The organism is Bacillus sp. FSL K6-0268, from assembly GCF_038005425.1.
GTDB lineage: Bacteria > Bacillota > Bacilli > Bacillales > Bacillaceae_G > Bacillus_A > Bacillus_A thuringiensis_S.
The window spans coordinates 5,654,204-5,680,665 of the sequence record NZ_JBBOTF010000001.1 but is presented as its reverse complement, the minus strand read 5'-3'; the positions used below and the strand labels follow the sequence as shown (position 1 = coordinate 5,680,665).

Genomic DNA, 26,462 nt, shown 5'->3' with positions numbered 1-26,462 from the left:
ACTTTATGTGCGTTTTATATCAAAAAAGATAGATAATAGCAAAATTCCTGCTACATCTATCCTCGTTTTCAACACTATGATTTTAACTTTATAAACGTAACTTCCGGTAATGTTTGCATATACTGAATAAACTCATTCTTTTCTTCTGACGATATATTTTTCAGTTGCATCCCTACCTTATAAACAGTTTCTGTACCTTGCTGTGAAGCCTCCACCTCATATGAAACTATTGGAATGCCTTTCACTTGTAGCGTTTCTACTATTTGTTGTACCGCTTCATGTTTATTTATACACATTTGCACCGTTATATTTTGTGGAAATAAAAATTGCACCTTAAAAATACGACTCACAATTTCTAAACCAATTAAAACGAGAATCGTCGCTCCAATCCCTACTACATACATTCCCGCTCCAATTGCTAATCCTATGCCGGCAGTAGCCCATAAACCAGCCGCGGTCGTTAATCCTTTCACCGCCTGCTTTTGAATAATAATTGTGCCTGCACCTAAAAAACCAACTCCACTAACGACTTGTGCTGCAATCCGACTTGGGTCTAGAGACGTATGCTCTTCATACACAATATCTGAAAAGGCATATTTCGAAACAACCATTATTAACGCACTTCCTACCGCTACGAGGAAATGAGTCTTTAATCCAGCTTCTTTCGATCGAATTTCTCTTTCAATACCAATCATTGCTCCTAACAAGCCAGCAACACCGATTCGTATAATAAAATCAAAATCTACACTCACGGGCACTTCCCCCTTTCATTCATTATAGATAGATAAAACAAAAATTATCACAAACATCCATTTATCAACATGAAGGAATACCACTAAAATACACTTAATACTCCGACCATTTTATGTTAATATTTAAAATATTAACATAAAATAAATAACTTCTAATTTTAAATCTTCACTAATTTTCTAAAAAATCAAAGGTGAATTACATGAAATTAGGTTGAGAAACTTAAGAAAACGCTTTCATTTTGTGTCATGATTTTTTTATAAATACTACATAAACAAAGGAGCTTACTAACAATGAACGTCTCGTTACTTACACCTACTACTGATTTACAAGAAGAATACTTAGATTTCTATATCGAATGGAAAGATAGCGGTGAAACAATGATCCCGTGGGTTATCTCAAAAAATCCTGCTAACTTCCCAGCTATGGTTCAAGAACTTCTCGATGCGCATAACGGAATAAATATCCCTGAAACTTGGGTACCAGATTCTACATATTGGCTCGTTACAAATAATAATAGAATTGTCGGAGCTGTTAATATACGTCATAGTTTAACTGAACATCTATTTAACGCTGGCGGTCATATCGGTTATGGCATTCGCCCTTCTGAAAGAAGAAAAGGTTATGCTACGAAATTACTAGCATTATCATTAGAAAAAACGAAGGAATTAGACATCACGAAAGTACTTGTCGTTTGCGACGCAGTGAATACCGCTTCTGAAAAAACGATTTTACATAACGGCGGGCTTCGTGATGATGATTTCACTGAGGAAGATGGGAATGTAGTAAGAAGATATTGGATTGAGCTATGAATGATCACAAATAAGCGAGAAAGTGATTATACACTTTCTCGCTTATTTTACACTGCTTCTATTTCAAACTGCACTGTAATACCACTTGGATCTACTACCGTAAACCCATTTGTAGTTTCATTTATTTCATGTTGTTTTTCTATTAATCTTTCTTTCACTGCATCTAACGCTTCTTTATGCGGTAGTACAATTGTATATACCTTTAGTCCAGTTGCATGTACTGGTGGGTGTGGATTATTTACTCCGTTCCACGTATTTGCACCGATATGGTGATGATATCCTCCTGCAGAAATGAATAAGCAGTCATCTTCACGTTGTTGCACTTCAAACCCTACTGTCTCTACATAAAACTCTTGTGATTTCTCTACATCAGCTATTCGTAAATGTACGTGCCCAACGACAGTATTAGCAGGTAATCCATCAGCCTCATAATCAACGAGTGTTGCCAGCTCTTTTAAATCTAGTGGCGTACTTCCTCCTGGTCCTTCTCCCCATTGATCACGCGGACGGTCTGCATAAATTTCAATACCATTCCCCTCTAGATCTTGCAAATAAAACGCTTCGCTATATGTATGATCACTTGCACTGTTAAACCTTGAGATTGGTAAAATTTCATTTGAATATGTATAACGCCCTTCTTGCTCAGCTGGGCTGTCAATTACATTCTTATTACGAAGAACCCCAAATAGCGCAGAAGCAAAAGCTTCACGAGTCGGAACTAAAAAGGCTACATGATATATACCAGTCGTACGCGGTTCTTGCAGTACCCCGTCCTCTATCTTTTCAAGAACAAGTAATGTATTCTTACTACCTTTTCCTGCTAAATATGCTTTATTCCCCTCTTGCTTAATTACCTCTAATCCTACAACATTCTCATAAAAAGCAATTTGACGCTCTAAATCTTTCACTTTAAATTCAACATGACCAATACGTGTTTTCGGATGAATTCGTACCATGAATAACTTCATCTCCTTATCCCTATATTTTACCATTACATATAACCGTTACTATGAAGGATACAACTAAAATCATCCTATGTAAATAAGAAAAGTCAGAATTTACATGCATTTTTATTTTCATAATAAAAAAGCCTCCTTTTCTAACTTTCAGAAAAGGGGGCTTTTTAACGCTTATCTCATTTTATGTACTTCAGCAACTAGCTTTCCACCCTGAATGCCCATATAAAGCTTCACAGGTGCATCATTCGTATTTTCAAATACTAAATCTAAATATGGATATGCAATTGTAGCATCTCTTCCTTGAGGAACATAACCTACCGTTTTAGAATGTGTAGTTCTCTCCACCATTTTCAGGCCAGCTTGATCTGCTGCATTGTATAAAGTTGAAGATGTTTGGCAAACACCACCACCGTATCCATCTACTAATTTACCATCAACTATTTCTTTCCCTAATTGATATCCTTTGTCTGGTGTTGTATCACCGATTAATGAATTAAAAGAGAAACGGTCTCCTTTTGCTAACACAACTCCATTTATACTCGCTGCTGACAAACGAATATTCTCAATACGGCCACCTGTTGAACCGCCTAAGTTCGTTTCATATCTACCAATTACCGTACCATTTCCTTGCGCATCACTTAATGTTGCGACTGGTTTTTTCTCCACGATCGGCAACTGATACGTAGCATCCCACATACCCACATTTAACAATTTATCTACTAATTCTTTTTCCATTAATTCATAAGAAGGTTTTCCTTCTTGCCAACTTCCATCAGGTGCTATACGTGAAGGAACCATTTTTTTGTCGACGCTTTTTCCAACCTCACCAACAACCTTTGTTACAGACTTTTTAAATTTCGCTTCATCTTCAAAATAGCCTAAACCAGATAAATCTAATTTTTTCACTTCAGTACCAGTTCGACCATCAACTAAACTAATAGTATCCTGCACTTCTGCTTTAGCCTCTACAGTGTGCCCACCAATATCACTTACCAATGCAACATCACTTACTTTTGTACCACAGCCACTCACTACAGCTACACATAACACCCCAACTAATATACCCTTTACTTTACGGAACAATATACTCTCTCCCTTTCCCCAACATCACTATTATGTATTTATTTCATTTTTATGTATGTTTTGTTACAATCATTTTACAATATGTTTATAAAATGTTACAAGTTATTTTTCACTCTATATAAATTACTCTTTTCTTTTACAAATGTCTATACATATTTACATAAAAGTTTGAGTTTGATAGAATTGTAACTTTTATGTAAACTCTCCCTTTTATCCAGTATATACCATTAAGCAAAAGAAATACAAATCAAAAACCCTCAACATAAATAGGTATTTGCCGTGCCACCGCTCCGCTTTTGCACATACATTATGGTGAATTCAACCTATTTTAAAGAAATGGAGGATGTTATTATGTATCCCTACAATCCATATGATCCATATAATCAATATGCGTACCAACAACCACAGTATGACTTACAAGCACAATACCAATCTTATATAGATCACGCAGAGCAAACGAATCCATATGACCAAAATAGACAATTCCAACTTCCAATCTCTTTTCCTGGCACTGGAAATCGTCAATTAGAAAGACGCGTAAATGAGCTTGAACAAAGAGTACGTCAACTAGAAAATACAGTTGAGCGCCATACACGTAGACTAAACCGCTTAAACCAACGTTTACGCACAGTAGAAAACAGACTAAACATTCCATTCGCAGCATTAGAAGACGGATTTTAATCGAGAAAATAAAGTGAAACTTTAATCAACCTTCACCAATCGGGCTTTTACGGGCAGCCCGCCCGGCAAATAGCGGGATAAAAATTATATAAAGGAAGGGGCTCCCCCTTCCTTATATAAATTGACGAAAGTTTTTTCCATCTCTATACTGATAAGAGTTAATGAAATGAAACAAGGTGATAAATATGGATTTTGAAATAAATTATCTTTCCTTTTATGTTGTACAAGTAGAAGGAAAAGGTGAAGCAGTTGATAAACGCTACAAACATTTTCAAACTTTAGACGCTGAAGAATATGAAGATAGCTCCTTAAAAGAATTTTTGAATGGTGAGTTATTAAAAATATCGAAGCGAAAAGTAGAACGTCATGCAAAAACAGAACAAGCCCCAACAAAAATTGGTCGCTTTATTGTAGAGGAAGGGCACGAACTTGATTCAAACCCTCATTACAACCTTTTTAATCGTATTCGCTTTGCAGAAACAAAGGAAAACTTTAAAGATATGAGCGAACCTCTCGTTTATACATATCTTGACACAAGCGCTGTACGCGGTGGTGTATTTTTAATTGCTCAGGCAAAACTACGCAAATACTTTGATGATCCATTCGTATTTGTAATGAAATGCGACTTCGAACCAAAGGTGGCTTCTATTTCTGATGAATCAACACTGATTCGTAACGTTGAAATGGCCATCACAACAAAGAATATGAAATCTATCCAATATCCGTACATGCCTGAAGAAGGTATGGTCGAAGTGGGCGAATTAAAAATTCACCAAGCATCACACGCCCGCTACTTTGAAGACTTCTTAAAATTCGTCGAATATGAACGCTCTATGCCTGAAATTATGAAAACACAAGTAATGGACATGGTATACGACCAAATTGAAGATGTATTTGAAGAAGGTACAGAAGAACGCGAACAATTCGACCAAGCGATGGAAGTATGGGCTGCCAGTCCGAAACGCGAAATTATGGAACAATTTTCAACCGAAGAAGTAATGGAAGCTACCGCTCAAATCGTTGAGCATGCTCCTGAAGTGGAATTAAAGCTAAAAGCAGACCATATTTCTGTGAAGGCGTTACTTGCTGATTTCGGGGATCAAATACATATTGCGAAGGTAAATGACCGATATGTACTTATGATTGAAGCAGACACACTTACATTTGAAAAGGGCTTCTCTCCTATTGAGTTTCTGAAGCCAGATGAGCTGCAAGATGTGATTGAGCGGATTGAGAATAAGCAACAGTATTCGTATGATCCAAACGGGATTGAATAAATCCTTCCATATATCTGTTTTTATTGGGCGCTTTTAATAAGCGCTCTTTTATTTTGAGCTTAGTTGATGTTTATATTAAAAAACGATTCTTAATAGAATCGTTTTTCCTGATTTATAACAAAAATATGCTTATTTTTAAAAATTATTATTGATTCAAGATATCAATTGTCGCAGAATCAAGTAAATTCCTTCCTTGTTGTGCAAGCGTATTTCCATTAGAGTAGTCACTATGTATGTTGGTAAAATGAAAACTTCACTTCACTACCTCAAATTTATTATACTCGTAAAAAGATAATTGAAAACGATATTCCGGATGCTCTCTCACCCAATCGTAGGCTTCTTCTAAAATTTCCATTTTGTTTTGCAAGTCATTAAGTTCACTACATTTGTCCTTTTTCTGTTTGCACAGAGGGCAGAATCCATTTACTATGTCGGCACTTGTCGCCCTAATAGTTTTACTTTTTAAGTCAACTACTAAACGAAGAAGAAGAGAATGCTCAGCTTTTGTAGTCACCGTCATTTCAGCAACCCCATCCTCATTCCAAAAGACACCGTTTAATTCCATCTGTACGGTGACGTCTTTAATATCCAAGTCTATCACTATCACACCTCCCTTGTATAAAACTCATATTTTACTCTTCGATTTTAATCTTTAATACACCACGCTTTAAAGATATATTAAGCTTTTTCCAATTCTTCTTCTTTGCTATGAAAGGAAGTATAATTACTGCTGATAGCGTGGTAAATATTATCCCCAAAACTACAACTGTTACAATGTTAAAGATTGCTTCCATTTAACTGTATCCTCTTTCATTTCTATGGGCTCTAATTTTATGAATGTATTTAAAAATTCTTACCGCCCCTTAATTTTCAAAGCAATTATAATGGCCCAATCACAACAAATCAATTCCTATTTAATATGAATACTTTATTCATCCATCAATATAATGATGTTAAATTTATGTAGCTAGAAATAAAGGAGAATGTCATTTAACCTCTACATTCTCCTCCATCTCAGCCAAATACCTAATCTGCCGTTCTGCTTTTCGCACTGCCGTACGAAAATGTTTTTTCAGCAGTTCTACTGTATTTTCACTTATATAATATCTTTCCGTAATACTTTCCCACGTGTCACTACTTTCAAATGTACTCCATTCAAAAGAGCGTTCTGTATTTTTCTTTAGTTCTTTAAACACCCATTTTCGCATCTTTTTTTTCGCTTTTTCCGTTAGTTTCCCGTCCTTTACAAGTTCCAGTTCGCCATGTCTTTTGTACCGTTTATGAATATCTCTCTCGCTATATACTTTAAGAAGTATATTTGCTGTATTCTCAGCATCTGCTAGAGCTCGGTGCTGTTTCCCTTCCCATGTTAAACCGAGCTGTTCTACTGCAAATTGTAAACTTGGCGTATGTTCAAATAATTCTTCATACGCTTGGAAAACCAATTTTTGCAAATCAATTCTATTTTCTTTTTCTATACTTGGGCATTCAACACCATGTAATGCACAATCATGAGATAGAAAGCGATAATCTTCTTTTCCCCATGAAACAAATATACAATCTTCGCCGATGAACTGAATAAATTTCTCTACAATTTGAGGGAATTTTTCTACACCAATTAAATCTTCCTTTGTAATTCCAGTCAATTTTGTCGTATGACGAGTTAATCGTGCACTTGGTTTTACTAACTCCGAAAACTCTTCAATTATCTTCATTGTACCTATTTTTATTTTTACAGCTCCGATATCAACTATTTCTGACGGATCTTCTGATTTATACGGTCTGAAATTCCTCTCAATATCAAACACAATGAAATGTGTAGCGTTTTTCAATTTATTTACCTCTTTCTAAATTCCTTTTCACACAAACACTCTATTTTCAGTATTTATTTATTCATGTACTTTATACAAAAATACTCCGAATAAATAAATAAATGAAAATTCAGTCTCGTTATGATATGTAAGTAGGAGGACATCTATAAAAATGCAAAAAAAAGAAGGGCGAGCCCTTCTTTTTTCAAAAATTACTTCTTGTTTACGTTAGTAGCTTGAGGTCCACGGTTACCTTGTTCTACTTCGAAAGTAACTTCTTGACCTTCTTCTAAAGTTTTGAAGCCTTCGCCTTGGATAGCTGAGAAATGAACGAATACGTCTTCTCCGCCTTCAACTTCGATGAAACCGAAACCTTTTTCTGAGTTAAACCATTTTACTTTACCGTTTTGCATGAAAAAAATCCTCCTACAATGTACCTATATGTACATATTCATTTTCAACCACCTTACAATAATAAGCCAGATATTAAAAAACTGCAACCCCTGAGGAGATTTAACATTGCTATCCTCCTCGGAAGTTACAGCTCATTTAAATCTCTATATTATTAAAAGTAAAATGGTTTAAATACACTATATCATATCAATATAATAAAAGTAAAGTTTTTTTCTTAAATTATTTTTTGTTCCCACTGCATTGCTTTTAATTCGCCTGATCCGGCTACTACATAACCATCTTTTTGATTAACAATGCGCCATCCGTGCCCTTTAACTGAATCACATACTGTAACAATACCTTCGTCAAGAAGCACACGGCACACACTACTAATACCCGCCTTATTTTGTGTTGAAGTTGTATATAAAACATGTTGATCTACACTTAAGTCTAAATAACTACTTGCTTTCTGCTCACTTTGACATGTATGCCAATATATTTTTTCACTCGCAATACTTTCATCTATTTTACAATAAGAAATATTCCCGCTAACTCCCTTGCACGATCCACTTGCCGCTACTAAATAAGAATTGTGTAAAGTCAACGCGGAGATCATTTGATTCATCGCAATTTTAATCCTCTTTAATTTACGTGTCTTCAAATCAAAGAGCCAAACACCACCATATTTAGCATGTATTTTCGTACCAATAAATAAGTAATGCTTATATAAAAATAACGATCGAATAGACGGTGCCGCACTGCCATACTCAAGAAACGGATGAATAGTCTCCCATGTCGAACCGAAATTATTAGAAAGATACAGCGTTTTTTCTCCATGAGCAATGACAGTTCCTTGTACATTGCTACATACATTCCAACTCGTTGCTTTTGTTGGAAAACGCTGAATTGTCCAGTTCTCTCCACCATTCATACTACGAATAAAAATCCCTTCGTCACCTACACCATAAACTACATTATCTTCGCTATGTAAATCCCTAATTCGTTTTTGAAAACCATTTAAAATTCGTTTCCATTCTCCGTCTTGTTCAATAAATAAGCCATTATATGTAGTAGCTAACAACAGTTTTCCATCTCTTAACTTTGCAATAGCAGTTGCACTTAACATTGTCTCCACGTTGACACTCCCATTCTTAGAACTTCTCAGCAAATGCAATTGCAAAATTACTGCATTTTTCAACATCCTCTTCATCTTCTGGAGCTAATTCAATTTTCAGCCCTTCTTGTACAAGCTCTGCACCGCGTTCTACAAGACGTTCTTCAAATATCGTTACCGCTTCACAAAATAGTTCATACGCCGTATCACCTGATCCGAATACCGCTACCTTTTTCCCAGCTAAATCTATATTTTCTAAGTCCTCATGAAAATCTTCCGCTTCAAATGGTAATTCACCATCGCCCCACGTATAAGATCCTAAAATGATTCCATCATAAGCTAATAATTCTTCAGCATCCATGCCTTCCATTTCTTGCAATACTACTTCATGATCAAAAGCATCTAAACTAACTTTAATTAAATCAGCAATACTCTCTGTATTTCCTGACATACTTGCATAAGCTATTAAAATTTTTGCCACTTTGGCATCCCCCTCTAACATTAAATGATTCTCATTCTCATTATATTAATAATGAGAATCAATTTCAATTGATTTTTTCTACTTTTATTTATATTACTTATTTCAAATAAAGTGAAACTTTAATGAGTGGGAGTTTTGTTCATCCCCCACTCATTATTAGTTGAACCAATCGGACTTTTACGGGCAGCAGGGCCCTCACCTAACTTCTTTGCTTCCACTGAATTTTGAGGTGGGGGGTCTTACTGCCCGGCAAATAGCGGGATAAATAAAAAAGCACAGATGACTATACAATCATCTGTGCTTTTTTATTACTTTTTAAAAATACCAAAAGGCTTTCCTACTGGTAAAACAACTTTTCCAAAGTGTGTATTTAACACTGCTGCTGCTGAACCGTAGAAAGATAATAATGAAATAAGAAGTTCAGAATATGCTGCTAAATTATGCATTGCGTGCGGCATAACACCTAAAGTACTTAATGAAAGACCAATAAATAAGAAATCAATAAGGACAAAGATCATAAATAATACTTTATGTGTTTCCATTGCACCAATCGTCATAAAGATTGTGAAAATCAAATATCCGATAAAGGCTACACCAAGCTGTTTTGAATCTGCAGCTTGTGCTAATTTTTCGCCAAATACTCCAAGTTGAATTAACCAAGTCATTCCAACACCTAACCAAAATAGGCCGTACGCACCAAATGCTGTCGTACCGAATGTATTGTTATGCTTTGCATCGTGAATGCAAGCAAAGATTTGTGCAAATCCTCCTAAAAAGATTGCCCATGGTAATACAAGTGAAACGCCATCTGTTAAGCCTAACTTTTGAGATGATGCTACAAGTGTTACCATTGCTAATCCAAATAGACCAATTCCAGATGGATCCGCTGTTGTCATTTTCACATGATGTGTAGTAGTTTGATTGCTCATATAAACCTCCTGATTATAAACATACTCGAATACAATACTTAAATCAGAAGCCTATGTCAATGGTTTTTTTTGTATGTTGTCAGACGTTATATTTTATAATGATTAAATATATTTCCGACCACTTCATAAGGTTTTATATTCACTTTTTCCAACTCGTTTATCGGTAGCCATAACGGAATATAACTTCCTCTACCTTCCCGCTGAAATTCCTCAGCTGTTCCACTTCCGAACACTCCGCCTGTAATATAGGCACCATAATAATATTCATTTCCTTTATATTTTACCTTTGCAATAAGGTGCTCCACTTTTATATGTAGCCCTAATTCTTCATATACCTCTCTTTTCGTTGCCTCTTCAGGCGTTTCACCTTCCTCAACCCCTCCGCCAGGAAAAACATAATATGTTTCCTCTTCTCGAATACGTTTTATAAGAGCAATTTTCCCTTCCTGTACAATGATAGCCGCCCCGCGATTTCTTATCATTTTATTTCCTCAATACGAATCGCGACTGTTCCCCACTCTTTTTCTTGTTCTTTCGTATATATTTTGTATGTACTTTCTAACATTTCCTCTAAACTATCATTCTCACAATCCAATAATTTTTTATCAATTTGTTCATACATAGATTTAAAGCTCTCGTATCGCTTTATTTCCGTTACTTTTACCGTCATCATTTCTGTCGTCGTAAGATTCGTAAATACGATTTCATCGCCTTTGTTTATTAGTTGACGTTTTTTATCGTATAGGCGTACTTCATATACTTTTTTTCCTGATTGAATTGACTGAAACGGTTTATTATATAAACCCATTTCGTATCGCATACATCCCACTCCCTTTTTTTCATTTCACCTATTAATACAGTTCACATTACTACATCTTGCATATAATATTCCATACGTATCGCTTAATTGAGAAAGGAGGCTGAAGAAGCATGTTATATTTAAATCAAAAACCTGAATATAATAAATATGATATTGGTGATTATACTTATAGTAAAGTAGGGCCAACCATTTTTTCTTGGAACGATGAAACAAAATTAAAAATAGGTAAGTTTTGTTCATTAGCAGAAGAAGTCGTTTTCATACTCGGCGGTGAACATCGCGCAGACTGGATAACAACTTATCCATTTAATGCACTTTTTGATGAAGGAGCACATATTACTGGTCACCCTTCTTCAAAAGGTGATATCGTAGTCGGCAATGATGTATGGATCGGTTATCAATCCTGCATTTTATCTGGTGTTACAATTGGTAACGGGGCCATTATCGGCGCCAGAAGCGTTGTTACAAAAAACGTACCCCCGTATGCAATTGTAGCTGGTAATCCTGCAAAATTTGTTCGATATCGTTTCCCACAAGAAACGATTGACAAACTAGAGAATCTCGCATGGTGGGACTGGGACATTTCTGTTATAAAAGGAGCCATTCCATTACTACTCTCCGACAAAACCGACGAATTTTTCACCTGTTATGAAGTGACCTTTGTCAATAGTTTTTCACCCATAATATTTTTCTTGATGGCATACAAAAGCTTCAGAAATAAGATCTATCGACAGTTAACCACTCTGTTATTCGTGGATTGGTTACCTCAGGTTAATGGTTCGTCGTTAGGCTCTTATAATCTCACTGCGTGGATCACACCTTTTCAAATTCTAATAAATAGCTTGTTTATCAGAATTTCAGCCATGCCAGAAGAGGTGAGTCATAGATAGCCAGACCTGTAATTCACTATCTCTGAAGCTCATCTATGCCATCAATTGATACCTTTGATTTCTAACTATGAATCAATCAACTTCATATCCTTCCCTCTTTATTTTCGGTGAATTTTACCTGTTTCTAATCCCCATATAAAACACCCCAGTTCTCTTGCGATAGCTGTAACGGCAACATTTCTAGGCTTCCCTTGATATATCATGCGATAATATTTTCTTTGTAACCTTTCTACAGCCTGATCCGCATAAGCAATCACTTCGCTTCGTTGCCCTTTTTGTCTTGCTTTCACTCGCTTCGATTTTAATCCGATTGCTCCTTTTACCAACGCATTTGCACATTCTACAAGAGTAGACCTAACGGTCGAATTTCCTTGTTTTGTAATCGAACGTCGACTGATTTTCTCTCCACTTGAGCTTTCGCTTGGCGTCAATCCTACATAAGCCATAAATGCTTTAGCCGTGGGAAAACGAGTGAAGTCTGCAATTTCCACATGAACAGTCATTGCCGATGTTGTATCTATACCTTTTAAGCATCTTAACTTTGCGATTGGTTCTTCGTACCTTTCACGATGAGATAATTCTTCTAATCTCAAACTGAACCGCTCAATTTTATCGACTAGAACATCATACTGTAATAGGTATTCGCCTAACGTTTCTTTGAATAATCCTTGTAGATCAAGATTCTTTAACCATTTCATATAAGCGATTGTCCAGCTTGATTTCCCTTCATACACATAGCCATGTCTTAAAAGGAATGCTTTTATCTGTTGTTTTATTTTTTTCAAAGATGTTTTAAAATCACCTAACATGCGGATATACTCTTTCACGGCAACATCCTCTTCTTCTGGAACATATACTTCTTTATAGGTGCCATTTGCTAAATTAAGAGCAATCATTTTGGCATCGAATTTATCATTTTTCACCATTTTGTTTTTTGATGAACTGTACATTGTTGTGGGAGCTAAAATATCACAATCAATTCCATTTTGTTCAAGAAGATTATGAAGTGAATACCCTAAACAACCAGCCTCATATCCAGCTTTAATTTTTATATCTTCACCATATTTTGTTTTCAGTTTCTCAACGAATTTTTTTACGAGAGATACATTTGAAGCACATCGTGCTTCTCTTACAATTTCCCCAGTTGTTCCGTGTAGTGCACATAAGCTAAAACTTTCCTTGTGGACATCCATCCCAATATATATTATATTTTCCATAGTGGCCTCCTATTATCATAGGGTATAACCCCATTCATAATGTTTTCATTCATTATTATGGGTTAAAATCCCTGACTTGATAATCTAGGAGGTCACTTCATATTATCTCACCCGAAAATGAATCTATATGATTAAAACAGAAAGAGCATCCAATTATTTTTCAGGATGCTCTTTCTGTTTTTATTTTTTATGTCCATGCAAATGATTACACGGAGAACATTGAAATGGAATTTTATCTAAGCAATTAAAGTTTGTTTCACAAATTTGTTCAATCGTTGGAACAAATGGAATGACAACTATGTTACTTTCTACTATTTGTGTAACAGGTGGCAATACTGTGCCTACTTGATGTTCAAAACGAATACTCGCTTGATTTATATAATTTCCTGAGCCATTTGGCGCGCTCTGTACTGCTACTTGGAACGAAACTGTCCTTGCTTCACCAGGATTTAAAATTCCGATAAGAAACCCTACTGCCGGGCTTACATTCGGCACTGGCCTATTATCAACCGTTACACTTCCAGGAACAAATCGAACACTACTATCTAACATATCTTGAAAACGAATATTTTGCATTACAGTATCACCCGTATTTGTGATGACTGTCGTAAACGTAATGACATCTCCAATTGTTGCTGCCTGTAAATCTGCCGTTTTTACGACTGTCGTTGAGACATTTTGAGGAATAAACGGGATAACAACTGTATTACTATCACCTTCAACTACTACTGGCGGCTCATTCGGATTTACAGTTGCGAGCCCATTCGCTGTAGCGGTATTTGTAACTAAATTATTTACTTGCCCTCCTGTTATTACAACTTGGAAATTAATAATTGCTGCATCATTTGGCTGAAAATCACCTAACGGAATACCAGTATTCGGATTAGCAAATGGAAGAGGTACATCATTTACCGTTACCGTACCATTTATAAATAGCGTATTCGGATCAATGATATCTGTTAACACAATATTGGTCACAGGAACTGTACTATCATTTATAACAGCGATTCCGTAAGTGACAACATCCCCTATCATTGCTACTTCAAAGTTTGCTCCTTTTGCAACAAATAAGATTGCAGTATTTACCGTTACAATAACTGTATTGCTCGTGTCCATCACTGTAACTGGCGGCTCTCCTGGTACTAAAATATATTCTGCTAACGCTCCAGCAACGTTTACTACTGTTCCACCATCCGGAAAACTTGTAATCGTAGCTTCATATGTTACAAGTGCCGTCTCACCAACTGGTATATCAGGTATCGTAAATCCAATCTGCGGATTTAACCCCGGTTGCGGAACCCCATTTATCGTTACACTATTTGGAATGAAATCAGCTTCCTGAGATAGCACATCGATAAATTGAACATTCATTGCATCAGCAGTACCAGTATTTAATATACGAACAGTATACGTTACCGTTTCTCCTACACCAACAACTGAATGGTCTACTTCTTTTAGCATATCTAAGCTGCCTCTATTTACCGGCGTAACCGTCGTATTACTTGAATTTGTAATTGTAGACGGAGGTTCTCCTGGAATCAATTCGAAATCTCCCGTTACTCTTGCTGTATTCATAATGCTACTAGAAGGCGGAACTGCGATTACATTTACTTCAAATGTAATTAATACACTATCCCCTACTGCAAGATCAGGCAATGCAAAGCCTACAAATGGATCTAAACCTACTTGCGGAACCCCATTTATTTGTACACTTCCAGGAACGAATTCTAAACTAGGTGATGGAACATCGATAAACTGAACATTCGTTGCTGTTACCGTTCCCGTATTTGTAACTTGCACACTATACGTTAACGTATCTCCTAATCGTGTCGCTTCTTTATTTATAGATTTTATAACGCTGAATCGTCCTCTATTCACTCTAGTTATCGTCGTATTACTCGGCTCTGTTACTACAACTGGTAGTTCTCCTGGCACTAAAGTAAAGCTTCCTGTTATATTTGCAACGTTCGTAATTGTTCCTGATGACGGGATGTTTGTAACTGTCGCTTGAAACGTCACTATGACTGTTTCACCTACCGGTATATCTCCAACTCCAAATCCAGTAATTGGATTTAAGTTTGGTTGCGAGGCTCCATTTATCGTTACACTATTTGGTACAAATGACGCCCCTGCTGAAATGGTATCAACAAACTGAACAGCATTAGCTGTTACTGTTCCTGTATTCGTTATTTGAACCGTATACGTTAATATATCTCCAACGAGAGTAGCAACCCTATTTACTTGTTTAATAACATTAAATTGCCCTCTATTTACAGTTGTAAGTGTTGTATTGCTCGGCTCTGTTACTATAACTGGTGGTTCTCCTGGTACTAATACAAAACTTCCAGTTACATTTGCCGTATTGGCAATTGTTCCGTTTGATGGCGCACTAACAACGGTTACTTGGAAGGTGACTTCTACACTTTCACCTGGATTTATATCTGGAAGCGGGAATCCGTTATTCGGATTGAATCCAGGTTGTAACACACCATCTATCGTTACACTGTTCGGCACGAATGCTATAGAGGAAGGTAATACATCACTATATTGAACATTCGTTGCTGGCACTGTTCCTGTATTTTGAACTACTGTTGTATATGTGATTGTATCGCCTACTGCAACAACCGGCTGACTCACTGATTTTAAAACATTCAAACCAGGCTCATTGATTTCTGTTAATGTCGTATTACTTGTCGTTGTTTCCGTAATAGGCGGTTCTGTTTCACTTACAGCAAATGTAGCTGTAACGTCTACAAAATTAACAATCGTTCCACCTTCTGGTATGCTTGTAACCACTTCCTGATATGTGACAAGTACAAAATCATCGACAGGTATATCTGGAACTGTAAAACCAATGAAAGGATCTAATCCTGGTGCTGGTACCCCGTTTATGCTCACACTTCCTGGTACAAATGCTACACCCGCGGAAGTAGTATCGATAAATTGAACATTCGTCGCTGGCACTGTTCCGAAATTAAAAATCAATACATCATACGTTAATATTTCTCCTACCGTCGCTACTTCTTTATCTACTAGTTTCAATGGAAAAATAAACGCTATATTAATTGCCGTAACGACTAAATTTGTTAATATCGTTTCCGTAATCGGTGGTTCCTGCGGATTTGGTTGTGAAGTAAATGTAACATCTGCATCATTTAATATGACTTCATTATCTGGAATTTCTGTAATCGTCACTTGGAATGTGACCTCAATACTTCCACCAGCGATTAATAATGGAGTAACTGTAAATCCTATTTCTGGATTTAAACCAAGTTGCTGCACTCCACCTATCGTTACACTATTGTCAACAAACGTCGTTCCTTCTGGTATGACATCTTGGAAGAACACATCTGTAACAGGGATAATTCCTACGTTTGAAATGAGCACAGTATACGTTAATACATCCCCAACGGCCCCAGTTGCAACATCAACTGTTTTTGTTGCTGTTACTTCACCAGGAGGAGGTAACGGTATTGTAACTACCGTTGTATTACTTGAATTCGTGGTTGTTACAGGTGGTTGTAAAGGATTTAATAAGAAAGTGGCTGTAGCAGATGCTGTATTTAATACTGCTCCACGTGTAGACGGTGCAACTACCGTAACTTGGAACGTTACTGTCAATGATGTTCCAGCAGCAATATTAGGAAGCGGGAAACCAACATTTGGGTCAAATCCAGGTTGTAGCGTTCCATTTATCGTTACACTGTTTGCTACAAATGTTGTTTCTAAAGCAATTGGATCAAGGAAAGAGACATTCGTTGCTGTTACTGTACCGTTATTCCGAATGACAACAGAATACGTGTAAGTTTCTCCAAGTGCTGCTTGTTGTACAGATGAAGATTTTTGTATATTTAACTGTGCTGTGTTTACTTGCGTCACAACAAAATTACTATTTGTAACAGTCGTTATTGGAGGGTTTGCTGGATTTATAAGAAAACTTGCAGTAACGTTCGATTGGTTTCTTATATTTCCACCGCTCGGAACACTCGTCACTGTAACTTGAAACGTAATCGTAGCCGTTTGCCCGACCGGAATATTTGGTACCGGGAAACCTAGCATAGGATCCGCACCTTGCTGAACAACTCCATTTATCGTCACACTATTTGTTACAAACGCAGTACCAGACGGAATTGGATCTTGAAAAACAATATTTGTTGCAGGAACAGTTCCTGTATTTTGAATAAGAATCGTATACGTTAACGTATCTCCTACACCGGCTTGTGGTGTATTTACACTCTTCATTACATTAAGTGATCCTACATTCACTCGCGTCACAACAATATTACTAATCGTTACAATTGTAATTGGTGGCTGGAGAGGACTTACTTGGAAATCAGCAGTTACATTCGCATTATTCGGAAGAACTCTATTTGGTGGTACACTCGTGATTGCCACTTGAAAAGTGACCGTCACCATACCTCCTACTGGAATATTAGCAAGTGGAAATCCAATTGTCGGGTTTAAACCTGGTTGAGGTGTCCCGTTTATTGTTACACTATTCGCTACAAAAGTGGTTCCAACTGGAATCGGATCAAGGAATGATACATTTGTCGCTGTCACCGTTCCACTATTTTGTATACGAACTGTATACGTTAACGTATCTCCTACACCGGCTTCAGTAGCACTTACACTTTTCATTACATTTAACCCTGAAGAATTCACAATCGTCATAACAGTATTACTTGGTACTGTTACAGTAATCGGTGGCTCTGTTGGATTTACAAGGAAATCTCCAGTTACATTCGCATTATTTACGACATTATTCCCTTGGGGAATTTCATCAATTAATACTTCAAACGTAACAATAACACTCGCGCCAGTAGGCAAATCATTTAATTGGAATCCAAGTTCTGGATCTGCCCCTTCTTGTAAAACACCATTCACAACTACACTATTTTCAATAAATAATGTCCCTTGTGGAATTGAATCTTGGAAAAATACATTTGTAGCTGGTACACTACCTGCATTTATAACTTCGATTGTATATACTAAAATATCCCCTACAGTTGCAACAGCCGTATTCACTGATTTCACAACTTCAAAGTTCCCTGTTTGTACTGTCGTATTCACAACATTACTCGGAACATTGATGGTTACTGGTGGTTCACTCGGATTCACTTGAAAACTTGCTGTTACATTTGCTTGATTTAAAATATCTTCATTTTCTGGATCCTGTACAATTAATACGTCAAATGTGACTACAACTGTTTGAGCCGCAGGAATATTCGGAAGAGAAAATCCTGTATTCGGATTCAATCCACTTTGCGATACTCCATTAATTGTTACAGAATTTGCAACAAATGAAACAGCAGAAGAAATAGGGTCTTGGAAAAATACATTTGTTAACGGAACGTTTCCTGTATTTTGGACGGCAATTGTGTATGTTAAAGTATCCCCTACCGCCGCTTGCGTTGTATTCACTTCTTTTATTACATTTAAACCGCCTGTATTAACTTGTGTCACAACTGTATTCGTTTGTCTATTAATTGTTATCGGTGGCTGATTCGGAATAACGACGAAATTAGCAGACACATTTCCGCGATTCGCAATCGTACCTCCCGATGGTGTAGATGTAACTCGTACTCGAAATGTAACAGTCCTACTTCCGCCAGGAGATATATTAGCTACTGTAAACCCAGTTGCTGGATTTGCCCCAGGTTGTGAAACCCCGTCCACAGTCACACTATTTGCGATAAATGTCGTTCCAATTGGGGTCGGATCTTGAAAAATAACGTTCGTCGCAAGTACATTTCCTGTATTTTCAATTGTAACAGTGTACGTAAGAACATCATTTACCGTCGCAAAAGCTCTATCCACTGTTTTTCTCGTTCTTATATCAGCTATGTTAACGGTCGTAACTACAGTGTTACTTGTCGCTTGCCCTGAAACTGGTTGTTGACCAGGCACTGGAGTAAAGGTAAATGTAGCACTTGCACGATTGGGAATTGGATTGACAAGAGGATTAGATGTTACTCGAACTTGAAAGCGCACTATAGTCGTTTGCGAAGCATTAATACTTCCAAGATTTATACTACTTGCTGGATTCGCTCCTGGGCGTGCTACTCCATTCACTGTAACGCTATTTGGAACAAATGTTGTTCCAGCAGGTATACTATCAACAAAAATAACATTGTTTGCAGTAACGTTCCCATTATTTGTGACATTAACTGTGTACGTTAATACATCATTAAGCGTTGCCGTCTGTAAATCTACAGATTTTTGCATACTTATAGTCGCTTGATTCACTGTCGTTTGTACTGTGTTTGAAGAAGACGTACTTGTAATAGGAGGACTACTAACGAAAGGACGGAATTGATATGACACCATTGCACGATTTAAAATAGGATTTGGGTTCGGAAACGATGTTATTCGTACTTGAAATGTAACAATTCTTTGCGTGTTATTTGGGATTGTGCCTAAATTAATTCCATTAGCAGGGTTCGCATTCGGCTGTGTTACTCCACCTACTGTTACACTACCTGTAACAAACGTCGTTCCGTTCGGAATACTGTCTTGTAATATAACATTTTCTGCACTTCCTGTACCTGTATTAGGAACTGTAATTGTGTAGGTAAGAATATCTCCAACTCCTGCAACTGTTCTATTGACCGATTTAACAGGATTAATAATTGGCCCCGTTGCATCAATTTGAACCCCAAAACCAGCTGCAGCGTATCCATCTCCATTAGTAACGAATCGAACCGTTGCTGATGTTTGATTGTTTACTAAAGATGAGGAGGCATCTACATTTGTAATATCCCACCCCTGTCTTCGGACGGCCAAAGCTATCCCTAACGGCTGATTCAAATCTCCAAACGTGCCACTCGTATCTAAATTTCCACTGTCATTACAAATTTGTGACTGAAAAAAATTATTCGCAGGATTTCTCGGTCCGAATAATGCAACTGTAGCATTTGCATTCGGTCCAAAGCGAAGTTGATCTCCAACAATGTTAGAATCACCTTCTTGAGCAGTTACGAGCACTCGTCCTGTTACAGCTCCTGTAGCTGGAGTAGCAAATCCTGAAATAGTGGCATCAACTGGTGGTGATGAAGCATCAATAATTTCTTGACCTGCATATACTGACAAATTTCGAAGTGGTAAATTGGCATTTTGATACACAACCTCAAGCGTCCATCCAGCTGAACGACTGATTGTTGGGTCGGCTGAAGTTCTTGCAGCTGGCACAGCACCCGTTGTATATGTTCCTGCTCCACCTGCACTAACAAGATTCGTTACATTGGCAGAGCGAGCATAATAAAACTGGTTTCCTACTGAACCTTGCTGCGCGGTAACAGGATCTGGCGTAACAGAAAACGTCCCTGCTGGCGTTGTAAATGTAATGTTATCATTTAAAAATGGTAACACATCTTCCGTATCAGTCCGGAACGTACCAGCCCAAACTAATTCTGCATATAACACACTGCTTCCCGCTGGAAGATTTAAAATTGCACTTGAAGAATTCAATTCCCATTCATCTGTTGTCCCTGCTGGGAATCCTGGTACTTGCAATGCTGTATTTACTGTCGTAAACACAGCAAGTGTACCAAAAATATTACCTGGTGCAGGTGATGTAGGACTAAGTCCCAGTGTATTCCCAGTGAACGTGACGGCACCAGGTACTGTTGTCGTAAAACGATTTATAAAAGGCACACAATCATCTCATTTCATTTATAGTAAAAAGTGCTCTATACTATAAAATGTAGACAACCTATGGGATGTACGTTGTCCAACAAAATTCCGCACATATGAGAGGAGTTTATAAAACTATGCGCTATGTTATTATAACAGGAACTTCACAAGGTTTAGGGGAAGCTATTGCCACGCAATTATTAGAAAAAAATACAACTGTCATCTCTATTTCTAGAAGAGAAAATAAAGAGCTTACTAAACTTGCAGAACAATATAACAGCAATTGCATTTTTCATTCCCTAGATCTTCAAGATGTACATAACTTAGAAACTAACTTTAAAGAGATCATTTCATCTATTAGAAAAGAAAATGTATCCTCTATTCATTTAATTAATAATGCGGGTACAGTTGCACCTATGAAGCCAATTGAAAAAGCTGAAAGCGAACAATTCATTACGAACGTTCACATTAATTTACTTGCACCTATGATTCTTACATCTACATTTATGAAGCATACGAAAGGCTGGAAAGTAGATAAACGCGTTATTAACATTTCATCTGGTGCAGGAAAAAATCCTTACTTTGGCTGGGGCGCTTATTGCACAACGAAAGCTGGTGTAAATATGTTTACACAGTGCGTAGCAACTGAAGAAGTAGAAAAAGAATATCCAGTAAAAATCGTCGCTTTTGCACCTGGTGTTGTTGATACAAATATGCAATCACAAATTCGTGAAACAAATAAAGAAGATTTTATAAATTTGGACCGCTTCATTGCATTAAAAGAAGAAGGAAAACTATTATCACCTGAATATGTTGCGAAAGCTATTCGTAACTTACTAGAAACTGAGGACTTCCCTCAAGGCGAGGTTATTAGGATTGATGAATAATAAAAAGGCGTGCTATTTTAGCACACCTTTTTGTTCTACTTCTCTAAAAATATAAGCACAGACTCCGCAATTTGCTCATAACCGATTTCTTGATAAATTTTATTAGATGTCGGATTCGCTAGATCAGTATATAACGTAGTCGTCTTGTACCCTTCATCTAACATACATTGACTAAGTGCCGCTACACAATTAGATGCGTATCCCTTTTTCCTTGCTTCTTTCGGCGTATATACAAAATTAACTGTTATATTATTTTTAGTTGGTCTCGTTTTTGCAGCTACAGAAACGAGTTTCCTATCCACTTCCAAACCAAACAGTCGATTTGTAGTTATTAATGTATGCGCAGTTTGTTTTGCTTCTTCTTTCGTAGTAGGAAGCTTTACATCTTCACAAAATTGATATATCCACTGTTCTATTAATGGTAATTCATCATTATTTACTGCCCGGAAAAGTCCGTTCGCATTACACCTCTTCTTTACTTTGTTCAGCTCATACACACCTTGCTCCATTGCAACATTCGTTTTCTTATTTTCTAATACCGCAATCTCTTCCGCTAATTTCTGTACAATTTTCTTATTACCGATCAATCCAGGAATATCCGGGTATACTTTCGTTAACTCTTTTGCAAGTTCCTCAATAGCTACTCCTGCAATTTCAGAAGTTGCAACAATGATTTGTTTCTTCTCTTCTGTTTGCAGAAATACAACGGCAATTTCTTCTCCTTGTTTCGCTATCCCCATAAATATCGGTTCTTGGACCATTTGTAATACACCTAATATGAGATTGTTTTCCTGCTCATTCTTTTCTAGAAATGTTGTAACATCTTCTTTAAAATGAAAAATCTCTTCATATACATATAATTGAATCATCGACAATCTCTTCTCTCTATTTATAGTTTCATAAAGTATTGGCGATTAATTCACTAAATTCCTCTTTTACGATTCAACAATATTCAAAGTTAATGAATTCAAATTCGTTTCAGCTTGTAAAATTCTTTGTTTTTCCCTTTCAAATACCTCTTCTTCATTTTGAAATGACTCTTTTCGATTTTTAATCATGCGCTCCATTTCTTTTTTACTCGGTCCACCGTATACATTTCTTTTTTGAATAAAAGCTTCTGGCGATATAATTTCTTTCCACTCTTTTTCTAATAAATTTATTTTAAAATGTTCTTGCAAATACATATTTACATCTTTGAAGTGTAATTCATGTAGTTCTTTTTTCTGCTCCAATGACATATTTGCAATAGCACTTGCTGCATGATGAGCCTGCCGAAATGGAATGTCATAATTTTTTGTTAAAACATCTGCGAAATCAGTTATCGTAATTGCATGTTTATAGGAACGACTTTTCAACGTTTCTTCTTCTACTTTCATCGTTCGAACAACTGCATTCATCATACAAAAAACACGAATGGTCTTTTCAATTCCTTTATATAAATACGGCTGCAAGTCATCTTCCGTATCGACAATATCACCAAATGGCGTATTATGGATCATTTGAAATACTGTAAATGCTTCTCCTAAAGCACCACTCGTAATTGCACGAGCGTGTTCAATTGAAACTGGATTTCGTTTTTGCGGCATTATACTACTGATTTGTACATATGGCTTTGCAACAGTAATACCGTCATATTCTTTCGTTGCTAACAACAAAAAGTCATGAATCCATCTACTCGTGTTCGTCATCATTACCATAAGTAGCGAGCTAACTTCCAATAAATAATCCGCCCCGGCAACAGCATCATATGAGTTCTCAATTACATTTGTAAATCCAAGTAGATGAGCAACTCGTTCTCGTTTAATCGGGAAACTTGTTGTAGAGAGTGCAGCCGCCCCCATTGGAGACTGATTTAAAAGTTGGTACGTTTTTTTCATTCGTTCTAAATCTCTTTGCATCGTATCATAAATTGCTAAAGTATAATGACCAAATGTTGTTGGCTGTGCTGGTTGTGTATGTGTATAAGCTGGCATAATCGTTTCCTTGTGATTATCGGCAAGTTGTAATATACTTTCTTGCAATAACAAATGATGCTCCATTAACCGTAGTACATATCGCCTTAAACTCATGCGATACATCGTTACACCCATATCATTTCTACTCCTACCAATATGCATATTACTTACAAAATCGCATTTCGCTTCTTGAGAAATTAAATGTTCGACTAAAAAAAAGAGGTCTTCATGCTGCTCTGTATATACCAATTTATCTTTTGGTATTCGCTCTACTTTTCTAAGTGCGTTTAATATAACTTTAGCTTCTTCTATTTTCATTAAACTTTCTTCAGTCAACATCGTAATATGTGCTTTATGCACTTGAAACATATCTTTCAATAAGTAATTTCGTTGAAAATCAAATACATGTTGTAATACACAATCCACATATGTTTTTCCAGGGAAATCAGCGCCTTCACTCTTTATAAACTCTTCCTTACTCTGTTTCATCACCTTTTCCCCTCTCACCTAAGTATTACTACCCATCATACCCAGAGATAGAAAAAAAGTGCTTGTACATAAAAATAAACTCGGTGCTCTCTGCACCGAGTTTATTTAATAAAAGTCGCATCATACTTATCACTTTGCAACACTTGGAAATGTAAGTTTGCTAAATGTTTCCGTATTTCTGCACTATCGTCTTCATTTAAATTATTCGCTAAAAACACAATTTCTGTACAGTTTCCACGTTTATCCATAGCGTAAACTGCTTTTGTCACCGTCCATGGTGTGTAACCATTCTTTTGCCCAGCATGTCTAAATGTTTTACGGTATTTCTTGGCACTCATGTCTGTTTCAACGATATTTGCCCATACTTTTTCTTCAGCCTCTGTCAAGCCGCCTTTATGGTTTGCTTTTTGAAGTAATACCATATAATCATTTGCGGAAGCTGCTGGTAATCTATCTGACCAAATTTTGTCGTAACGTTCCTCTAAATAAAGCGGAATTTCCTTCTGTAATAATGGTCCCTTCTTCTTTAAGCGTTCATGAATATTCATCGCATATTCACGATATTGCTCTTGAGACATTTCTTTTAACTTTTTTTCTATTTTATATTTTGGAACATGCAATTCTTTATGCAAATATCCCGGGATATATAAAGATGAAACGATTGGAAATAGTGGTTGATGTGCAGGAAGTGATAAACTTTGTAAATTCCGATTAATGTTATCTAATCCTAACAATTCCATTAAGTATTCAGCATTCGCATTCGAACTAAACTTAACCATTCCTTTTGCCACTTCTTCTAAAGAAACCGCTCCTTCAGTTATCTTGCCTGTCTTCTCCAAATACTTTTGCCATCTATCTTGTGCACCCCCATCTGTATTCGGAACATAATAACGATTCACATCATTAATCGAAACGAAACTAGACGAATCAATTTTCCCTTCAGTAACTTGTTTCGTATATTCAAGCGCCACAATTAACTTCATCGTACTAGCGACTGGCAATACAACATTGGGATTTACAGAATAAACAACTTTATCATTTCTCTTTACTAGAAGTGCACTATTTTTTTCATCTTTATGTTCTTCAATAAAAGATGCAATATACTGTGCATCATCATTATTTGAACTCCATACTTTTTTCACTAAAAAGTTACCCGATATTAGCAAAACGAAAATACCCACAATTACTGCGCATACTATAGTTTTTTTCAAGTAAAATTCCTCTCCTATTGTGTAACTCTTCTCTATTTATCATTAAAAAACAAATTAATGGAGATGGTCATTTAAATAACCATCTCCATTATTTTAACTTGTATGCTCCCATTATGTCTACGTCATAAATTTCACAAAATCCTCAAGAAACTTTTTATAATGTAACGACCAACCAATTCGCACCCAATTTTTTAATGCTTTTGCATCAGGTTGAGGCCGAAAATCAGCAATACTCTCTCCTTTTGCAATTCCAACTGTATCTACATCGACACGACGATATACATAGTCTAAAAGGGATGGATTTGCCGCAACCATCATTGTAACGACGTCATGTACTGGGCTTCCTTTTATTTTCGGATTTAACTTTCTATAAGCTTTATAATAATACGTAAATATCGGCTCGATTAACTTATTAAAACTCGTTTTAGAGTGTTTCGTAATATATTTTACCATTTCCGGCGTAATAATTGCTTCAGATGTAACGTTAAGTGGTACTAATGTCACATTTTTAGCATTTTGCATAACTAATTGCGACGCAATCGGATCACCATGAAAATTCGCCTCTGCGACTGGTGTTACATTGCCAGGCATTAAGAAAGCACCGCCCATTATATAATATTCTTTCACATACTTCATCATCGGCTTTTCTAAAATAAATGCCGTCGCTAGTGTTGTTGATCTACCAGCATCGACTATTATTAATTCCCCTTTATATTTTTCAAGAAGATCAAAAAATGCACAAAAAGGCTTTATATTTGGCAAAAAAGTTTTTGGAGGTTTAATTGGCCCTAAACCGTCTGCCCCATGAATTTCTGGATAATACGTTGTAACATCTCCGGATAAAGGAATTTTCGCACCATTAATAACAGGTATATCTTCCCGTCCTGCCATTTGCAATAAATATGCGGCATTACTTGTCGCCTTTTCTTGTGTTACATTTCCATATCCCGTTACTACCCCAACAATATCAATATCAGGATGCAACAATCCATACATAATTGCTAAAGAGTCATCAATGCCTGGGTCTCCTAAAAATAACACTTTTTTCATCGACCTCAACTCCATCCCCTC

22 protein-coding genes and 1 pseudogene are annotated in these 26,462 nt (G+C 36.6%); 5 read left to right on the top strand and 18 right to left on the bottom strand.

Translation table 11 applies throughout. From position 1 onward, the window contains the following. Positions 1–74: 74 nt before the first annotated feature. The gene (locus MHI28_RS29615; RefSeq protein WP_000109726.1) at positions 75–752 is read right to left on the bottom strand and encodes an MgtC/SapB family protein; all 678 of its coding nucleotides are present in this window, start codon (positions 750–752) and stop codon (positions 75–77) included. Between the two features lie 291 nt (positions 753–1,043). On the opposite strand from MHI28_RS29615, the gene MHI28_RS29610 reads away from it, so the two are divergent. After that, positions 1,044–1,562: a GNAT family N-acetyltransferase gene (locus tag MHI28_RS29610; protein WP_001103111.1), complete on the top strand. Its 519-nt coding sequence runs from the start codon at positions 1,044–1,046 to the stop codon at positions 1,560–1,562. A gap of 47 nt (positions 1,563–1,609) precedes the next feature. Here MHI28_RS29610 and MHI28_RS29605 read toward each other — a convergent pair whose 3' ends face one another. Next, positions 1,610–2,518, bottom strand: coding sequence for a VOC family protein (locus tag MHI28_RS29605; RefSeq protein WP_000251641.1), 909 nt, complete (start codon positions 2,516–2,518; stop codon positions 1,610–1,612). A 174-nt stretch (positions 2,519–2,692) separates the two neighbouring features. Continuing rightward, positions 2,693–3,604, bottom strand: coding sequence for a VanW family protein (locus tag MHI28_RS29600; RefSeq protein WP_000488994.1), 912 nt, complete (start codon positions 3,602–3,604; stop codon positions 2,693–2,695). A gap of 351 nt (positions 3,605–3,955) precedes the next feature. On the opposite strand from MHI28_RS29600, the gene MHI28_RS29595 reads away from it, so the two are divergent. Both MHI28_RS29595 and MHI28_RS29590 read left to right on the top strand, forming a co-directional pair. Further along, positions 3,956–4,285, top strand: a complete 330-nt coding sequence (locus tag MHI28_RS29595; protein ID WP_000283708.1) for a hypothetical protein — start codon at positions 3,956–3,958, stop codon at positions 4,283–4,285. A gap of 185 nt (positions 4,286–4,470) precedes the next feature. Then, complete coding sequence (locus MHI28_RS29590; RefSeq protein WP_000345047.1) at positions 4,471–5,562, top strand: DUF3900 domain-containing protein; 1,092 nt, start codon at positions 4,471–4,473, stop codon at positions 5,560–5,562. A gap of 253 nt (positions 5,563–5,815) precedes the next feature. Here MHI28_RS29590 and MHI28_RS29585 read toward each other — a convergent pair whose 3' ends face one another. The 9 genes from MHI28_RS29585 to MHI28_RS29545 form a co-directional block, all read right to left on the bottom strand. Further along, positions 5,816–6,163 carry a hypothetical protein gene (locus tag MHI28_RS29585; RefSeq protein WP_000566111.1) on the bottom strand — a complete coding sequence of 116 codons (348 nt, stop codon included), beginning with the start codon at positions 6,161–6,163 and terminating at the stop codon, positions 5,816–5,818. Between the two features lie 31 nt (positions 6,164–6,194). Continuing rightward, a complete protein-coding gene (locus MHI28_RS29580; protein WP_000387294.1) occupies positions 6,195–6,356 on the bottom strand; it encodes a hypothetical protein in 162 nt (53 codons plus the stop codon). 192 nt (positions 6,357–6,548) lie between these two features. Further along, positions 6,549–7,394, bottom strand: a complete 846-nt coding sequence (locus tag MHI28_RS29575) for an exonuclease (RefSeq protein WP_000786426.1) — start codon at positions 7,392–7,394, stop codon at positions 6,549–6,551. Between the two features lie 191 nt (positions 7,395–7,585). After that, positions 7,586–7,786, bottom strand: a complete 201-nt coding sequence (gene cspB, locus MHI28_RS29570) for a cold shock-like protein CspB (RefSeq protein ID WP_001179150.1) — start codon at positions 7,784–7,786, stop codon at positions 7,586–7,588. Between the two features lie 215 nt (positions 7,787–8,001). Beyond that, positions 8,002–8,901 (bottom strand): WD40/YVTN/BNR-like repeat-containing protein, encoded by a 900-nt coding sequence (locus MHI28_RS29565; protein ID WP_000449483.1) that lies wholly within the window; start codon positions 8,899–8,901, stop codon positions 8,002–8,004. 16 nt (positions 8,902–8,917) lie between these two features. After that, entirely contained in the window at positions 8,918–9,361 is a 444-nt protein-coding gene (locus MHI28_RS29560; protein ID WP_001062758.1) for a flavodoxin, read from the bottom strand. Between the two features lie 308 nt (positions 9,362–9,669). Then, positions 9,670–10,290: an acetate uptake transporter gene (locus MHI28_RS29555; RefSeq protein ID WP_000070938.1), complete on the bottom strand. Its 621-nt coding sequence runs from the start codon at positions 10,288–10,290 to the stop codon at positions 9,670–9,672. Between the two features lie 86 nt (positions 10,291–10,376). Continuing rightward, entirely contained in the window at positions 10,377–10,772 is a 396-nt protein-coding gene (locus MHI28_RS29550; RefSeq protein ID WP_000620834.1) for an NUDIX hydrolase, read from the bottom strand. Next, complete coding sequence (locus MHI28_RS29545; protein ID WP_001268365.1) at positions 10,769–11,110, bottom strand: ASCH domain-containing protein; 342 nt, start codon at positions 11,108–11,110, stop codon at positions 10,769–10,771. The genes MHI28_RS29550 and MHI28_RS29545 overlap by 4 nt, the downstream gene beginning before the upstream one ends. Before the next feature lie 110 nt (positions 11,111–11,220). Here MHI28_RS29545 and MHI28_RS29540 point away from each other — a divergent pair. Next, positions 11,221–11,763, top strand: a pseudogene (locus MHI28_RS29540) (CatB-related O-acetyltransferase); the annotation flags it as partial. A 335-nt stretch (positions 11,764–12,098) separates the two neighbouring features. Here the strand turns inward: MHI28_RS29540 and MHI28_RS29535 are convergent. After that, on the bottom strand, positions 12,099–13,217 hold the full coding sequence (locus tag MHI28_RS29535; RefSeq protein WP_277548338.1) for an IS110 family transposase: 1,119 nt from the start codon (positions 13,215–13,217) through the stop codon (positions 12,099–12,101). A gap of 180 nt (positions 13,218–13,397) precedes the next feature. After that, positions 13,398–20,870 carry a DUF7507 domain-containing protein gene (locus tag MHI28_RS29530; RefSeq protein ID WP_001115903.1) on the bottom strand — a complete coding sequence of 2,491 codons (7,473 nt, stop codon included), beginning with the start codon at positions 20,868–20,870 and terminating at the stop codon, positions 13,398–13,400. A 116-nt stretch (positions 20,871–20,986) separates the two neighbouring features. Between MHI28_RS29530 and MHI28_RS29525 the strand changes: the two genes are divergently transcribed. Then, a complete protein-coding gene (locus tag MHI28_RS29525) occupies positions 20,987–21,736 on the top strand; it encodes a (S)-benzoin forming benzil reductase (RefSeq protein WP_001271058.1) in 750 nt (249 codons plus the stop codon). A 35-nt stretch (positions 21,737–21,771) separates the two neighbouring features. On the opposite strand, the gene MHI28_RS29520 is transcribed toward MHI28_RS29525, so the two are convergent. The 4 genes from MHI28_RS29520 to MHI28_RS29505 form a co-directional block, all read right to left on the bottom strand. Beyond that, positions 21,772–22,605: a GNAT family N-acetyltransferase gene (locus MHI28_RS29520; RefSeq protein WP_000615511.1), complete on the bottom strand. Its 834-nt coding sequence runs from the start codon at positions 22,603–22,605 to the stop codon at positions 21,772–21,774. A gap of 66 nt (positions 22,606–22,671) precedes the next feature. Continuing rightward, on the bottom strand, positions 22,672–24,180 hold the full coding sequence (argH, locus tag MHI28_RS29515) for an argininosuccinate lyase (protein WP_086413638.1): 1,509 nt from the start codon (positions 24,178–24,180) through the stop codon (positions 22,672–22,674). Between the two features lie 101 nt (positions 24,181–24,281). Next, entirely contained in the window at positions 24,282–25,391 is a 1,110-nt protein-coding gene (locus MHI28_RS29510) for a serine hydrolase (protein WP_000751367.1), read from the bottom strand. Positions 25,392–25,508: 117 nt separating this feature from the next. Next, entirely contained in the window at positions 25,509–26,441 is a 933-nt protein-coding gene (locus MHI28_RS29505; RefSeq protein ID WP_000756464.1) for a nucleoside hydrolase, read from the bottom strand. Positions 26,442–26,462: the final 21 nt, after the last annotated feature.